Origin of the sequence: Paraburkholderia sp. RL17-380-BIE-A (genome assembly GCF_046028085.1) — a bacterium.
GTDB lineage: Bacteria > Pseudomonadota > Gammaproteobacteria > Burkholderiales > Burkholderiaceae > Paraburkholderia.
Map to the genome: position 1 here is coordinate 352227 of NZ_JARESQ010000001.1, position 14195 is coordinate 366421.

At 61.1% G+C, this 14195-nt stretch carries 12 protein-coding genes; 2 read left to right on the forward strand and 10 right to left on the reverse strand.

Features of this window, described 5'->3' with window-relative positions; genetic code table 11:
* Nucleotides 1-164: 164 nt before the first annotated feature.
* From P0D68_RS01615 to P0D68_RS01630, 4 genes are all read right to left on the reverse strand, one after another.
* On the reverse strand, nt 165-797 hold the full coding sequence (locus tag P0D68_RS01615) for a response regulator (RefSeq protein ID WP_091807231.1): 633 nt from the start codon (nt 795-797) through the stop codon (nt 165-167).
* Nucleotides 772-2424 carry a response regulator gene (locus tag P0D68_RS01620; RefSeq protein ID WP_408295849.1) on the reverse strand — a complete coding sequence of 551 codons (1653 nt, stop codon included), beginning with the start codon at nt 2422-2424 and terminating at the stop codon, nt 772-774. Before P0D68_RS01620 ends, P0D68_RS01615 begins: the two co-directional genes overlap by 26 nt.
* The gene (locus tag P0D68_RS01625; RefSeq protein WP_408295852.1) at nt 2421-4580 is read right to left on the reverse strand and encodes an ATP-binding protein; all 2160 of its coding nucleotides are present in this window, start codon (nt 4578-4580) and stop codon (nt 2421-2423) included. Before P0D68_RS01625 ends, P0D68_RS01620 begins: the two co-directional genes overlap by 4 nt.
* A 198-nt stretch (nt 4581-4778) precedes the next feature.
* Entirely contained in the window at nt 4779-5522 is a 744-nt protein-coding gene (locus P0D68_RS01630) for a hypothetical protein (RefSeq protein ID WP_408467975.1), read from the reverse strand.
* A 126-nt stretch (nt 5523-5648) separates the two neighbouring features.
* Here P0D68_RS01630 and P0D68_RS01635 point away from each other — a divergent pair, with 126 nt between their 5' ends.
* Nucleotides 5649-6269, forward strand: a complete 621-nt coding sequence (locus tag P0D68_RS01635; protein ID WP_408467976.1) for a transporter substrate-binding domain-containing protein — start codon at nt 5649-5651, stop codon at nt 6267-6269.
* Nucleotides 6270-6300: 31 nt separating this feature from the next.
* Here the strand turns inward: P0D68_RS01635 and P0D68_RS01640 are convergent, their stop codons facing one another.
* The 5 genes from P0D68_RS01640 to P0D68_RS01660 form a co-directional block, all read right to left on the reverse strand.
* Complete coding sequence (locus tag P0D68_RS01640) at nt 6301-6990, reverse strand: substrate-binding domain-containing protein (RefSeq protein ID WP_408295909.1); 690 nt, start codon at nt 6988-6990, stop codon at nt 6301-6303.
* 31 nt (nt 6991-7021) lie between these two features.
* Nucleotides 7022-7705 (reverse strand): 4-carboxy-4-hydroxy-2-oxoadipate aldolase/oxaloacetate decarboxylase, encoded by a 684-nt coding sequence (gene ligK / locus P0D68_RS01645; RefSeq protein WP_408295858.1) that lies wholly within the window; start codon nt 7703-7705, stop codon nt 7022-7024.
* A 2-nt stretch (nt 7706-7707) separates the two neighbouring features.
* Nucleotides 7708-8733, reverse strand: a complete 1026-nt coding sequence (locus P0D68_RS01650; protein ID WP_091807216.1) for an amidohydrolase family protein — start codon at nt 8731-8733, stop codon at nt 7708-7710.
* Nucleotides 8734-8798: 65 nt separating this feature from the next.
* A complete protein-coding gene (locus P0D68_RS01655) occupies nt 8799-10148 on the reverse strand; it encodes an MFS transporter (protein WP_408467977.1) in 1350 nt (449 codons plus the stop codon).
* A gap of 226 nt (nt 10149-10374) precedes the next feature.
* Complete coding sequence (locus P0D68_RS01660; RefSeq protein WP_408295864.1) at nt 10375-11670, reverse strand: gallate dioxygenase; 1296 nt, start codon at nt 11668-11670, stop codon at nt 10375-10377.
* Between the two features lie 502 nt (nt 11671-12172).
* Here P0D68_RS01660 and P0D68_RS01665 point away from each other — a divergent pair.
* Nucleotides 12173-13411, forward strand: a complete 1239-nt coding sequence (locus tag P0D68_RS01665; RefSeq protein WP_408295912.1) for a LysR family transcriptional regulator — start codon at nt 12173-12175, stop codon at nt 13409-13411.
* Nucleotides 13412-13731: 320 nt separating this feature from the next.
* Here the strand turns inward: P0D68_RS01665 and P0D68_RS01670 are convergent, their stop codons facing one another.
* On the reverse strand, nt 13732-14061 hold the full coding sequence (locus P0D68_RS01670; RefSeq protein WP_091807209.1) for a DUF4148 domain-containing protein: 330 nt from the start codon (nt 14059-14061) through the stop codon (nt 13732-13734).
* Nucleotides 14062-14195: the final 134 nt, after the last annotated feature.

Sequence of the window (14195 nt, forward strand, 5' to 3'; positions counted from 1 at the left end):
GCGTAGTGAGCTTTTCGTCGCATCCACATCTGCCCCCGCACGTCAGGTTCCCATTTGCCAATCGTGGGACAACGGCGAGGTTTCTTCAGTCAGCAGCGCCGGATTGTTGATTCGGGAAACGCTGCTTCGCGCCTCAGGATTTCCCTACCGGCACCGTCACTTCGTTACTCTGTCACCAGACCGTGCCTGATCGCATAGCGGATCAGCTCGGCGTTGTTGTTCAGGCCAAGTTTCTGCATGAGCCGCATCTTGTGAGTGCTGATGGTCTTGGCGCTGAGCGAACACGACTCGGCAATCTCGTTGATGCTCTGGCCGGCCGCCAGCATCTGCAACACCTGGAATTCACGGTCGGATAGCACTTCATGCGGCGGCGCGTCGCCGGAATGCGTTTCGAAGACCATCGCGTCGACCAGCTTCGGGTCGATGAAACGCCCGCCTCCCGCCAGCTTGCGGATCGCCGCGAGCAGCACGTCAAGATCGCTGTCTTTCGTCACATAGCCCGTCGCGCCCGCGCGCAGCGCGCGCGACACGACCTGTGCCTCGTTGTGGATGCTCAGCACGAGAATCGGCAAGGACGGCTGCTCGGCACGCACTCGCCGAATCAGATCGACCCCGCTGATGCCGGGCATCGTCATGTCCAGCAGCACCAGATCGAACCGCCGCGTACGCAGCCGATCGAGCACTTCCGAACCTTGTGCGGCCTCGGCGGCGACGACGATATCCGTGGTCGTCGCGAGAATCTGTTTCAGGCCGCCACGCACCACGGCGTGATCATCGGCAATCAGGACGTCGATCATTTTCTGCTGCGCCTGTAAGCGGAATGTGAATGGAAATCGCGGTGCCCATACCCTGCGCACTGTCGATACTCATCGCGCCGCCGATCAGGCGGGCGCGCTCCTGCATACCCAGCAGTCCGTACGAATAACCCGTACGCGCCATGGATGGATCGAATCCGCAGCCGTCGTCGCTCACGTGCAGATCGAGCGCCGCCGCCGTGCTAGTCAGCGTCACGTCGGCACGCGTTGCCCGCGCGTGGCGACCGACGTTGGTGAGCGACGCCTGAACGATCCGGAATACGGCTGTGGCGCAAGCCTCCGGCAGCACGGGTTCCCCCCCGTTGATGTGCAACTGGCAAAGAATGCCATGCCGCCGCATGAAATCCTCCACCAGCCATTCCAGCGCCGACACGACCCCGAAGTTGAGCGCCACCGGCCGCAAATGGTTCGCGACATTGCGGACCATCCAGATGGTCTTTTCGACGAGTTCGCGCATGTCGTCGGCTTTGCGCATCGCCTCCGGATCGGTGCCGAGACGCATTTTCAGCAGGGAGACGTCCATCTTTAGCGCGGTCAGCAATTGGCCGAGTTCATCGTGAATCTCCATGGCGATGCGCTTGCGCTCTTCCTCGCGAATCGCCTCCATGTACGCGGACAACTCGCGCAACTGATTGCGCGATTCGAACAACTCCTGCTCGATACGCTTGCGCGACGTGATGTCGTTCAGACCGACGTAGATCGCCGGGGCATCGCCGAAGGTCGCCACGCGCGCGGTCGCCATGGCCCAGAACGGCGAGCCGTCGGCGCGCCGCATATGCACTTCGCTGTTGCTGAAACTGCCCTCCGTGCGCAGATGCGACAGGAGCCGGTCACGGTCGCCGGCATCCATATAGAAATCGACGATGTTGGTCAACGGGCCCATGCCCGTATCGAGACCGACCAGTTTTCGCAACGGTTCATTCGCGTACAGAATGACGCCGTCGGGCATCGACGTGATGCACAGCGGAATCGGGCTGGTTTCGACAATCGTGCGAAAACGCGCTTCGCTCGCCTGCAACTTCGCTTCCGCCCGGCGGCGCTCGTCCACCTGAGCGGACAGCCGCGCATTCGACTCCGCGAGTTGCCTCGTGCGCTGCTCGACCGTCTGCTCGAGCGCGTCGCGCGCGCGCGACAATTCGGCCTCGGCCTCGTGGCGCACCGCCACCTCGTTCATGAGCTGGCGGTTCTGCACGACAAGCTGCCGGTGCATCACGCGCAACGCGAGATGCGTCTCGATGCGCGCCATCATTTCGTTGACACGGACTGGCTTCGCCACGTAGTCGACGCCCCCGGCCGAAAAACCCTCGACCATGTCTTCCGCGCCCGTCAAGGAGGTCATGAAAATGACCGCGATATCGCGCGTGCGCGGGTCCGCCTTGAGCCTCCGGCAAGTCTCGAAGCCGTCGATTCCCGGCATCTTCACATCGAGCAGGATCAGGTCTGGCGCGGAAAACAGCGCACGCTCCAGCGCCTCTTCGCCGTCGAGCGCAATGAGCACCCGAAAGCCGCGGTCCGTCAAACTGTCGACGACCACGCCGAAATTCGCCGGCGTGTCGTCGGCGATGAGGATCGTCGGCCGTTCTCGGGCCTCCGCGTTGGGCTCGTTCATGGCTTGCCCTCGAGAGTCAGATACCGTTCGACCAGATGGAGAATCGACTTCGACTGATAGTTTCGAGCCAGTGCACAGAGTTGCCCCGTGAAAGAGCCATAACGCGAATCGCGCGCCGCCAGGTTCTCGGCCCACGCGATGATTTCATGCATATCGCCAAGGCGCGCAAGATGATGCAATTCTTCCATCTGCCGCCGGGGCACGGCTGCGAGGCTAACCTCCGGCGTCACGTCACGCTCGGCCGGCGACGCATGGATCCACCTCAGCCCAAGTAGCGTGGCGATCTGCGCCAGCAGCGCTTCGAGGTCGACCGGCTTTGGCAGGAACGCGTTCACGCCCGCTTCCATGCTCATCGTCTTGTTGATCCCGGAAGGGCTGGCGGACATGGCAATGATCGGAACATGAGCGAACCCCTGCGATTTTCGCAGGTTGCGCGTCAATTCGAGGCCGTTCATTTCGGGCATCACGATGTCCGTAAGAATGAGTGCCGGTCGTTCGCGTTGCGCCGTCTCGAACCCATCGCGACCGTCTTGCGCCTCGACGGTGTCGAAGCCGAGACGGCCTAGCAGGTCTACAACGATCGCACGATTGACCTCGATATCGTCGACGACCAGCACCTTCCTGCGCGGCCCCTCATAGCCCGTCGCCGTGGACGAGAGCGACGCTGGGGCCGCTGTCTTGCGCAACACGGGCGTCACGCTCGCGGGCGGCAGTTCGAAGCGGAAAGTACTGCCCTGCCCGAGGCGGCTTTCCACCTCGATCTCGCCGCCCATTGCACGCACGAACTCACGGCTGATGGCGAGGCCGAGGCCGGTCCCGCCTGCTCGCCGCTCAGCCGCGCCCAGTTGTTCGAAGGGCTCGAAGATCGTATTCAGTTGATCGTGACCAATGCCCACCCCCGTGTCGCGCACTTCGAAACGGACGCGGTTTGCCTCTGATCTGGAGACAAGGAGGCTCACGCAACCGGAGTCGGTGAACTTGACGGCGTTGGCAAGCAGATTGAGCATGACCTGCCGCAAGCGTCGCTCATCGGCACGCACGCCGTCGGGCGCATCGTCCGCGAATTCGCAGATGAAGTCGAGATGCTTCTGCTCGGCTTTTACTTCGATGATGTCCCGAATGGCATCGACAAACCCCGCCAGCGGCACGTCGTTTATTTCGACTCTCAGCTTGCCCGCTTCGATCCTCGCGAAATCAAGCGTGTCTTCGATCAACGTCAGCAGATGCTCGCCACTATGGCGGATGACCGCCACGCGTTCTCGCTGCCGCTCGCTCAACGTGGCATCGCACTCGAGAATCTGCGCATAGCCGAGAATACCGTTCAGCGGTGTGCGCAACTCGTGACTCATGTTCGCCAGGAACTCGCCTTTGGCCCGGTTGGCCGCTTCCGCCAGATTGCGTGCTTCGCGTTCAGCCGCCGTATTCTGCTCGTCGCGATACGCGCAGTGAAGCCGCGCCCCCATCGCATTGAATGCGGCCGCCACACGGTCTAGTTCGTCCGGCTCACGCCGTTTGCGGCGCTGCAGGCTGAACGGCCTGGGCGGTTCACGAAAATCGTAGTTCTCCACCGTACGCGCAATGGCCGCGACGTGCCGCATCACAAGACGGGACAGGATGTAGACGATGAACAGCGAGACGAAAAAAGTGTTGGCGGCCTGCGTGATCAGAATCGTCGCGGCGGTCCGCTTCAACTGGCGGTAGAGATCGAGCAGCGTCGCCTCCACGTAGAGCTTGCCGATCTCGCGCTCCTTGCCCTGCACCCTGTAGAAGAGCGGAAACTCGCGAGCCATGACGGGACCGGCGGAGCGTTGACCCGCACTCAGGTAGGCAGATTGACCGGCTTTCCCCGCCTCGCGAATTTCTACGGCACGGATATCCGCGAGACGCAGAATGCCGTTCAACTCCAGTTGCAGTTGCGCATCGTCGAGTCGCCAGAGCGCTTCCGCCAGACTGTCGCGACTACTGCGGTCAATGTCCACAAGGCGATTGTCGATCTGCTTCACGCCCTGCTCGTAGTCGCGGTAAAGCTGCAGCCCGGTCAGCAACACCGTGACCGCGCAGCTGACGAGCAGCACGGTGACGAGAAGCCGTGATACAAGGCTGCTCCTGAAGCGGCTGATCAAACTCCACCATGCGTCGAAGAGGTTGTGCTTCATGCTTCCCCGCGAGTGCTACGGTTCTAGTTTCGTCTATTCTGCACTCGTTGCCGCTACACGGGCTCTGAACGGTCGGCCAGCGCTTTCGCAGGGTGGCGCTTCAACGTTTGCCTGCCCCAGTCAGCCAGTCACTCTCATTTGCCGATCCGCCCGGTGCTCGTTCCCGGTGAAACGCGTCCTGATTATTCTGACGAAAGTCTAGTTGACGTACATGTCCGTCGCGACAGCCGGCGAATCGTTGACCGCTCGCGGCAAGCAGATCCGCGGATACTGCAGGATCTCATCGATGCATGAGGTGACCTCCGCGAGGATCGGCCGGATGCGGCCACCGAGCGCATGGGGGTTCGACATCCGCAGCTCGCGCAATCCGTCGGACAACCGCTTCACGGACGCGTACCCCCTATCCGGCAATGGCCAGCAGTGCAGCAGGTAGCTGAGCGGTATGACGCTTCTGCTTTCACACCAGATGTCGAACAGCCGCTCGCACGCGGTGTCGAGGAATTCAACCGCGATTTCGCGGCTTTCTGAATGACCGTTCATAACGGGACCGTTGATATAGACGATTTCGATAAACCATCCTAAGGAGGCCGGGACCGGCACACAGTCAGGAAGCCCGGAAAAAAGCCCTTCCGATCCGCTGAAGATGCCGTCAGGAAATCCTGAATGCCCGCTGCACCCTAACAACGGGATTACACGATTTGTAAGTAAAGGCAGGACGTGGCAGGATGAAAAACCGCTCAGGCGAGAATCTGTGCGGACAAGCGCCAATCCGAGCGCACCACTGCTGTTTCGAGAAACCGACCATCCATGGATCGCAGGCGCTTTGTACTGGCAGCGCTGGCTGCGGCGGGCAGCACGCTGCGCGCGCGTGCCGCGCCTGCCGACTCTCCCGTCCACTTCAACGTTGTCTATCCCCGCATTCGGCCTGCCCGCGACGTGCACGCCGCGTTTGCGCTCGCCGTACTCGATCTGGCCATGAAGACAGCAAACGTTTCGTACACGTTGCGGGCAGCCGACATCGAAATGGAGCGCGGTCGGGCGCTAGCCGAACTGGCTGGCCCCGACAACATGATCAATCTGCACTGGACGAGTATGGAGGCGCAAGCCGAGCGCGGCAGGAATGTCGTGCGGATTCCGATTCATCGTGGACTGATTGGCCACCGGCTATTCATCATCCGAAAGGATCGGCAAGCGGATTTCGACAAGGTTGAACGCTTCTCCGATCTGAAAGCATTCATGTGCGGGCAGGGACTGGGGTGGATCGATACGGAGATCCTGAAGGCAGCCGGCCTGAACGTTCAGACTTCGACCTATGACACGATGTTCGAGATGACCCAAGGTGGCCGGGTCGACTATTTCCCGCGCGGCTTAGTTGAAGCATTTACTGAACTCGATGGCCGTCAGCACCAGGAGCCCGATCTCGTGGTCGAGAACCGGCTCCTGTTGAAATACCGATCGGATTTCATCTTCTATGTCGCCTCGGGCCACGAAGCATTGGCGGAGGCGATCGAAAGCGGGCTTACCACTGCGTATCGCAATGGCGCCTACATGAGACTGTTCAACTCCCATCATTACATTCAGGATGCGCTGACACGCGCAAAGATCGGATCGCGCCTGACCTTTACGCTCGACAACCCTTTCCTTTCCGAAGCGGACCGCAGAATTCCAGACAAGTACTGGATGAGCTGACGATCAGAGACTCAATATCCGCGGCGTCGGTTCACGCCGGCTCCATGCCGTGCACCAGCTTGACAGACGCCGCAAGGGGCGACGCAAGGAACGAAACGAATGCCTGTGCCTGCGCAGCTTGCGTGGACGCCACGCAAACCGCGGCTGAAAAAGCGGTGACGACCTGAATATCAGACGGAAGTATCCCGACCACATCGACGCCGGGCAGGTGCATCAATTCGCTCAATTGCTGGAAACCGAGTTGCACCTCACCGCTCGCGACGAGTGAGCCGACCGGCACGCCCGGCGAAGCCTGCACAACGCGCGGCGCGATAGCCCCTGCAATGCCCCAGCGCTCGAAAAGCCGCAACAGATGCGAACCGCTCGGTCCGGTGGAATAGCCAATACTGCGGGCAGCCAGAATCGCACTGCGTACGGCGGGTCCGGTCGAGATGTCGGGATGCGCCGCGCCCGCCGCCACGGCGATTGCCACGTGAGAGCGGGCGATCTCCCTCTGACTGCCCGCCACGATCCGGCCGGCCGCCGCCAGCCGGTCGATTGCGTCGGCCGCCAGCACGACGACATCGAACGGCTCACCGTCCATCACACGCCGGGCCGCATCGACGCCGCCTACCGATTCGACCGACACCGATCGCCGCGAATCCTGCGCGTATCGTTCGGCGAGATCGGCGAGCACATTGCGGGTCGCCATTGATGAGATAACGGTGACCGTCTGCCCCATGGTTTGATCGATAGCCAAGTTACACGCCTTTTCAGTCGATATAGCGCAGCCCTGCTTCCTGCAAGGGCTCGCGCATGCGATACATATCCAGACCGAGCACGCCGGCAGCGAGCTTCGCGCGCTTCTCGGCCTCATTGGCTTCGCGCGCCGCCGCCTTGTCGAGCACCTTCTGCGCCGACGCTGCGGGGACCACCACGACGCCGTCTTCATCCGCGACGACGACGTCGCCGGGATTCACCAGCGCTCCGGCGCACACCACCGGAATGTTCACCGAGCCGAGCGTGGCCTTGATCGTCCCTTTGGCGGAAATCGCTTTGCTCCAGACCGGGAATTGCATGTCGGCCAGCACGCTTACGTCGCGCACGCCCGCATCGATGACGAGCCCCTGCGCGCCGCGTGCCATGAAGCTCGTTGCCAGCAGATCACCGAAATAGCCGTCCGTGCAATCGGCCGTGACACCGGCAATGACAATATCGCCCGGCTGGATCTGTTCGGCGGCGACGTGCAGCATCCAGTTGTCGCCGGGTTGCAACAGAACCGTGACCGCCGTGCCATGGGCGCGCGCACCCGCATAAATCGGCCGCATGTATGGCTTGAGCAGGCCGACGCGACCCATTGCCTCGTGCACGGTCGCGGTCCCAAGCGCACCGAGATTCGCGGCGACATCCTTCTGTGCTCGCTGAATGTTGCGATACACCACGCCTAATTCATACATGATCAAAGCCCCTTCATTTTCAATGCTGCATCGAGGCGCGGATAAACGCGCCGCGCGTTGCCTTCATAAATCTTGTACCGCTCGTCCGTATCGATCTGCGCGGACTCGATATAGCGCCGGGTGTCGTCGAAGTAATTGCCCGTCTCGGGATCGATGCCGCGCACGGCGCCGATCATCTCGCTTGCAAACAGAATGTTGTCCACGGGAATCACGCGCGTCAGCAGATCGATTCCCGGCTGGTGATAGACGCAGGTGTCGAAGAAGACGTTGTTGAGCAGATGGTCCTTCAAGAGCGGCTTCTTCAGTTCCTGTGCGAGTCCGCGAAAGCGTCCCCAGTGGTACGGCACCGCACCGCCGCCGTGCGGAATCACGAAGCGCAGCGTTGGAAAATCGCGGAACAGGTCCGACGTGAGGCATTGCATGAACGCAGTGGTGTCGGCGTTCAGGTAGTGCGCGCCCGTTGTGTGGAAACACGCATTGCAACTCGTGCTCACGTGAATCATTGCGGGGATGTCGTACTCGACCATCTTCTCGTAGATCGGATACCAGTAGCGATCGGACAGCGGCGGGCTGGTCCAGTGACCGCCCGACGGGTCCGGATTGAGATTGATCGCCACGTTGCCGTACTGCTCCACGCATTTGACGAGTTCGGGAATGCAGGTGGCGACATCCACGCCGGGGCTTTGCGGAAGCATTGCAGCCGGAATGAAATGATCGGGAAACAACTGGCTCACACGGAAGCACAACTCGTTGCAAATCGCCGCCCACGTGCTGGAGACCTGAAAATCACCGATGTGATGCGCCATGAAACTGGCGCGCGGGCTGAAGATCGTGAGATCGAGGCCGCGTTCGCGCATCAGGCGCAACTGGTTGCTTTCGATCGATTCGCGCAGTTCGTCGTCGCCGATCTGCAATTCGGAAACTTTGGGCACTTCCGAAGGAGTGTTGATGCTCGCAATCTGGCGGTTGCGCCACATTTCCAGTGCTTTGGGTGCCGTTGTGTAGTGGCCGTGAATGTCGATGATCATCGTGACTCCGAACAGCGTTTGAATTGTTGCCGCAATGCCGGACGTAGCATCGCTCGATTACCTGGTCAGTGCGCCGTGTTGGGCTGCGCGGCCGGCTCGCTTACCCTGACCCGCTGGGCCAGCAGGATGGCCACCGCAGCCAGCGTTGCGGGCACCGCAAGCAGCGGGAGAATCGCGCTGAACTGCAAGCCGAGGCCGAGCAGCGCGCCGCCTATTGCCGAGCCGAAGATGCTGCCGAATCGCCCCATGCCCAACATCCAGCTCACGCCGGTAGCACGTGCGAGCGTCGGGTAACGGCCTGGCGCAAACGCATTCAGCCCCGTCTGCGCGCCGCTCATGCAAAAGCCGGCTGCAAACACGAACCACGCCAGCGAGGACGACAAAGCGCCGATCCATCCAAGCGCAAGAACACACAGACCGCCGCCGAGATAGGCCGCACTGATGACCGGCGCCGGCCGCACTTTGTCCATCATCCACCCGACAAGAACCGCGCCGATCGTTCCGCCAATCTGGAACATCGCCGTCACGTTGGCCGCCGACGTGACGGTCAGCCCCGCATCTTTCATGAGCGTGGGCAGCCAGCCCGTCAACAGATAGATCACGAGCAGGCCCATGAAATAGGTCGCCCAAAGCGCCACGGTCATGAAGCCGTAGCCGTGCGAAAAGAGCACACCGATCGGTTTGCGCGTCGGCAACGGGGGCTCGCTGGAAACAAAAACCTCGTCGCCTGTAAAGCGCTCACCGCACACCCGGCCCAGAGTCGCGCCGATACGCGAGGGCGACGCGCCGCGCACCGCCAGGAGACGGGCCGATTCCGGTAGCAGCCACACCTGCAAGGGGATCAAGGCGAGCGGCAGAGCGCCACCAAAGATCAATACCGAACGCCAACCATGGTCGGGAATGAGCCAGCCGGCAACAAAACCGATCAAGGCCGAACCCAGATTGAAACCAGTGAACATGATGGTGATCAACAGTGACCGCTTGCGCTGAGGTGCGTACTCCGAAAGCAGCGTGGTCGAGTTGGGCATCGCGGCGCCAAGACCAATGCCGGTCAGCAAACGCAGCGTGGCCATTTCCACCGGCGACCGGGTGAAGGCGGTCGCTATCGTGAACACCCCGAAAAGGAAAACAGAAGTAATCAACACCCACTTACGGCCCACACGGTCTGAAGCAGGCCCGGCCCCGAGAGCACCGATTACGAGGCCGAGCGGCGCCGCGCTCATCACCAGACCGAACGCGGGTCGCGAAATCCCCCAGTCGTGAATGATCGAAGGCGCCACGAAGCCCATGATCGCCACGTCCATGCCATCGGCGGTTACGACGAGAAAACACAGCGCCACCAGTAGCCACTGGTAAGGCGAAATGGATCGCCCGTCGATAAACGCCTTGATATCAATCGTTCTTCCGTTAGTCATTGTTGACTCCTGTCTCCTTCCTATATGTCTCGCCCGACGCAACGATCGCGAACGGTTCCGCAACGGCAACGCCAAAGCGGGTTTAAAGGTCCACTCGAACGATGGCCTGAGTGGCGCGGCTCAACACGCCATCGGAACTGTTTGTGCTGTTGATCTGTGTCTGCGTCGCGGAATTACCGCTTGCATGGTTGCCATGCGATCCCGGTCAACTGCGCCTGTTCTCAGCTCACTCTTTCTTCGGGCTGTCCCAGTCAAGTTTTCCGGCGGTTTTTCCCGCCACCGAATACAGCGCGCCGGGCGCATTGCGCGTGCGCTGGAAAGCTTCCAGCGTTTCCCCACGCATGGCGGCGTAGATGTGAAGATTCGACACGCCTGTCACGGCGCCCAGCTTCTCCAGCATGAAAAAGATAACGCCGTAGTGCAGCATGCCGCGCCAATCCCGGCGACGGATCAGGTCTCGCTCCTCTTCGGTCAGCGCGGCCGCTTCGAAACTTGCCTCGGGATCGCTCAGGAAGGCCTCGCGATGGGCCGGCTCCACCATCCGGTGAAGATAATCGTTGATCCGATACGCCCTCACGGCGAGTTCGATCGTGAACGGATAGGTGCCTTCGAGCTTCTCGATATCGGCAAGCTGCGTCGCCATCCGTTGCCGGTGGCGCTCCAGAATGGAGGGCTTCGTCTCACCTTCCTCGCCTTCATAGATGGCGGTCGCGATGCCCGCCATCGACGGCAAGTAGTAACTGCGATGCTTGCATACGACGCTCGACGGCAACGCGCCTCGCATCGTGAGCCACATGATCACCTCCGCGCCCTCGAACCCACCCAGTTCCGCATATTCGGCGATCGTCATATCAGCAAGTTGCTCGGGATCGCGTTCGAAAAGATCGAGAAAGCGCTGGTCCCATTCCGTGTTGTTGAAGCCAGCGCGCTCCCCATGCACCTGATGCGACAGGCCACCCGTCGCGACGATCGCGACCTTGAGATCCTCCGGGTAACTCTCGATCGCACGCCTTAGTGCCTGGCCAAGCTTGTAAAAACGCCGCGCGCTCGGCACTGGCACTTGCAGCACACCCATCTGCAACGGCACGAGTTTCACGGGCCATTCGGGGGTATGCGGGCAGAGCATCGATAGAGGCGAGAAACAGCCGTGATCGAGCGCCTTGTTCTGGAAGAAGGACATATCGAACTCGTCGGTCATGAGCGACGTGCCGATGTGCGCGGCCAGGCCCGGATGTCCGCTGATAGGCGGCAGATCCCGCGCGCCCCCTCCCTCGTCGGCAACCTTCCACTCAGGCCCCACGCCTAGCGCGAACGCCGAATAGTGGTCGAAGAAGAACGACGTGACATGGTCGTTATAGATAACCAGCAGCACGTCAGGACGCTTCTGCGCGAGCCAGTCCGCCAGCGGCGCGAAATTCTCGAAGATCGGAGCCCACACCGGATCGTCGCGCTTGTTCTTGTCGAAAGCAAAGCCAATGGTTGGTGTGTGCGAGGCCGCGATGCCTCCGATGATCCGTGCCATGCCCATACTCCTCAGAAATCTCAGATGACCGCCCATCGAGGCGCCTCAGGTGGCGAGCGCGGAGAATACGGCTAGCGGCGGTCCGGCAACGATGGGGCTCACCCTAAGTCGTCGCGACCTGGATACCGCCAACCATCATCCCGCGATTCGCTTACACCCCTTTCCTTGCGCCGCCCATACTCCCGCGAAACCAGATGGGTCGGGTAACCGGCGCGGCTATCTTCCGCACAGGCTTTCGGATACAAATATAGGGAGTAAGCCTGCTCGAAGGAAGGGTGCGGAAACCACCGTCATTACCACCAAAGTTGGATAATTGATGGCCATTACCGACTCTTCGCTTGCGCGGCAAGTGCCGCGAAGCGCGCTGCGACAAGGGTTTTTGTAATCCCACACCGGCAAAGCTTCAACAATGGATCCCGCTGGGACCGTCCGGGTGCGATAAACAGAACAGATGCCTTATGAACCAAATCGCAATTCGGAATTCCAGAACACCACCCCGTCCATGAGCAGCCACGAACTTCTCAACCTCTCGCAATTGCGCGCATTCCGAATGGTCGCCGACACGGGCAGCGCCACGCGTGCCGCCGCCGCCCTGTTTCGCGCCCAATCGGCCGTCACACGGTCTGTCCAGGAACTCGAGTCGGCACTCGGCGAGCCGCTCTTTGTTCGCAGTCCGTCGGGCATGCTTCCAACACCGGTCGGCCGGACGATTCTCAAACGTTGCGAGCGGATCTTTGCCGAACTGGAAGAACTCGCGCAGTGGTGCTCGGCGCGGCAGGCACGCCGCCGCGCCGCGGCGGAGGGCGCGCTGCCGGCTTATCTGCTCAACACGCGGCGGCTGCAACTGTTTGCGGCGCTCGCCCGCCATCGGCACATGCCCAGTGCAGCGAGGACCTTCGGCATCAGCCAGCCAGCCGTGAGCACCGCGATTCGCGTGCTGGAAAGCGGCTCCGGTCTGACTTTATTTCATCGTAGCCCGCGCGGCATCCTTCTCACGACAGAAGGCGAAACGTTTCTGCTGCGCGTGCGTCGCGCGTTGAACGAACTAAGGCATTTACCCGACGACGTTGCGGCAACGCACGGTCAGATTCAAGGCACGGTGACAGTCGGTGCGTTGCCGCTCGGACGCACGCTGATCCTGCCAAAAGCGATCGCACGGATGATGAGGGAAAATCCAGGTGTGCGCACCATCACGAACGAAAGTGCCTACGAGGCGCTCGTTGCAGACCTGCGCGCGGGTGACGTCGACTTTATCCTCGGTGCGCTGCGGGAGAACGACACCGCGAGTGGCCTGAAGAACGAGCGACTGATGTCGTCCGACATGGCACTGCTCGTACGCCGCGATCACCCGCTCGCTCGCGCGCGCGATCTCAGCATCATGGACCTGCGCGATGCACAGTGGATCCTCCCGCGCAGCAACGCACCGGCTCTTGCGCTCTTCGAAAAACAGTTCAGGCGAATGAAGGTCAAACCGCCTGTGCCGACCGTGGAAACCGCGGACCTGGCAGTGATTCGCGGTCTGCTATTCGACACGGACATGATTGCCGCGCTGTCGGCCCACCAATTGCAACTGGAAATTCAGTCCGGACAACTGGCGATTCTCGACGTCAAGTTACACAACACGCGACGCGACATCGGTTTGACCATGCGCTCGACCGGCAGCCCGTCCCCGGCCGCGCGAGCTTTGATCGATGCGATCCGCGTGTCCGTTGTAGACGTGATGCGCACACACAGTGGCTGAAGTCCGGCAATTCGGCAGGCGTCATTGGACATGGCGAAAGCGATTCGCCAATTCCGAAAAACATGGAAGTTCGCGCGCTGCATCGCGGACTTTCAGGGGGGAGGATTTGGCGAGAACAGTCCGCGGAGAAACAGAAAGACTCGCTGATTCCCTGGAGCACTCTCCAGGGAATCAGCGAGTCATCGATCAGATACTTTTCGGCGTAGCCGGAACCACTGCAGTCAGTACGAAAGTCGTCGTGATCGCCGTGGGCGGGAAGCCGATCCTTGTCGGCTGCCGCACACGCGGATGGAGCGAGCTATTACGCACTCACGTCGAAATCAGTTGTGGCTGTAGTTGACGACAGGAGCCGAATACGAGCTGCGGGTCGTTTCCGAACGGCTGCCGGCCTGCGACGAACCATTCGTGGCCGAACCATAACCGCTGGTTTGGACGGCGCCGTTTTGAGCGGCTACACGAGCCTCGGCAGCTTGAATATCAGCCGGGTATTGAGGGTCGCTCGCGGTGGCCGGGTTGTAGCCGGCCTTTTCCAGCTGAACCAGCTCGGCGCGCACTTGCGCGCGCGTAACCGGCTGATTCGATTGAGCAAAAGCGGCGAGCGGTGCGGTGATGAGTGCGGCGATGACAGCGGCTTCGATCAGGGATTTCATGATAACTACCTCCAGAGATTGTTTTTGCCACGCTGCGAATCGGTTTGTCTGCAGCGGATGAACACAGTCTAGGAGTCAGTCTATTTAGGGTAAACCCCCAATCACCTAATTCACTGTTGCGATAATCGGGATAA

Bases quoted from the DNA above. Each gene is read 5' to 3' on its own strand.
- P0D68_RS01615 (WP_091807231.1), bottom strand. From the start codon at position 797: ATGATCGACGTCCTGATTGCCGATGATCACGCCGTGGTGCGTGGCGGC.
- P0D68_RS01620 (WP_408295849.1), bottom strand. From the start codon at position 2,424: ATGAACGAGCCCAACGCGGAGGCCCGAGAACGGCCGACGATCCTCATC.
- P0D68_RS01625 (WP_408295852.1), bottom strand. From the start codon at position 4,580: ATGAAGCACAACCTCTTCGACGCATGGTGGAGTTTGATCAGCCGCTTC.
- P0D68_RS01635 (WP_408467976.1), top strand. From the start codon at position 5,649: ATGATCAATCTGCACTGGACGAGTATGGAGGCGCAAGCCGAGCGCGGC.
- P0D68_RS01640 (WP_408295909.1), bottom strand. From the start codon at position 6,990: ATGGGGCAGACGGTCACCGTTATCTCATCAATGGCGACCCGCAATGTG.
- ligK (WP_408295858.1), bottom strand. From the start codon at position 7,705: ATGTATGAATTAGGCGTGGTGTATCGCAACATTCAGCGAGCACAGAAG.
- P0D68_RS01650 (WP_091807216.1), bottom strand. From the start codon at position 8,733: ATGATCATCGACATTCACGGCCACTACACAACGGCACCCAAAGCACTG.
- P0D68_RS01655 (WP_408467977.1), bottom strand. From the start codon at position 10,148: ATGACTAACGGAAGAACGATTGATATCAAGGCGTTTATCGACGGGCGA.
- P0D68_RS01660 (WP_408295864.1), bottom strand. From the start codon at position 11,670: ATGGCACGGATCATCGGAGGCATCGCGGCCTCGCACACACCAACCATT.
- P0D68_RS01665 (WP_408295912.1), top strand. From the start codon at position 12,173: ATGAGCAGCCACGAACTTCTCAACCTCTCGCAATTGCGCGCATTCCGA.
- P0D68_RS01670 (WP_091807209.1), bottom strand. From the start codon at position 14,061: ATGAAATCCCTGATCGAAGCCGCTGTCATCGCCGCACTCATCACCGCA.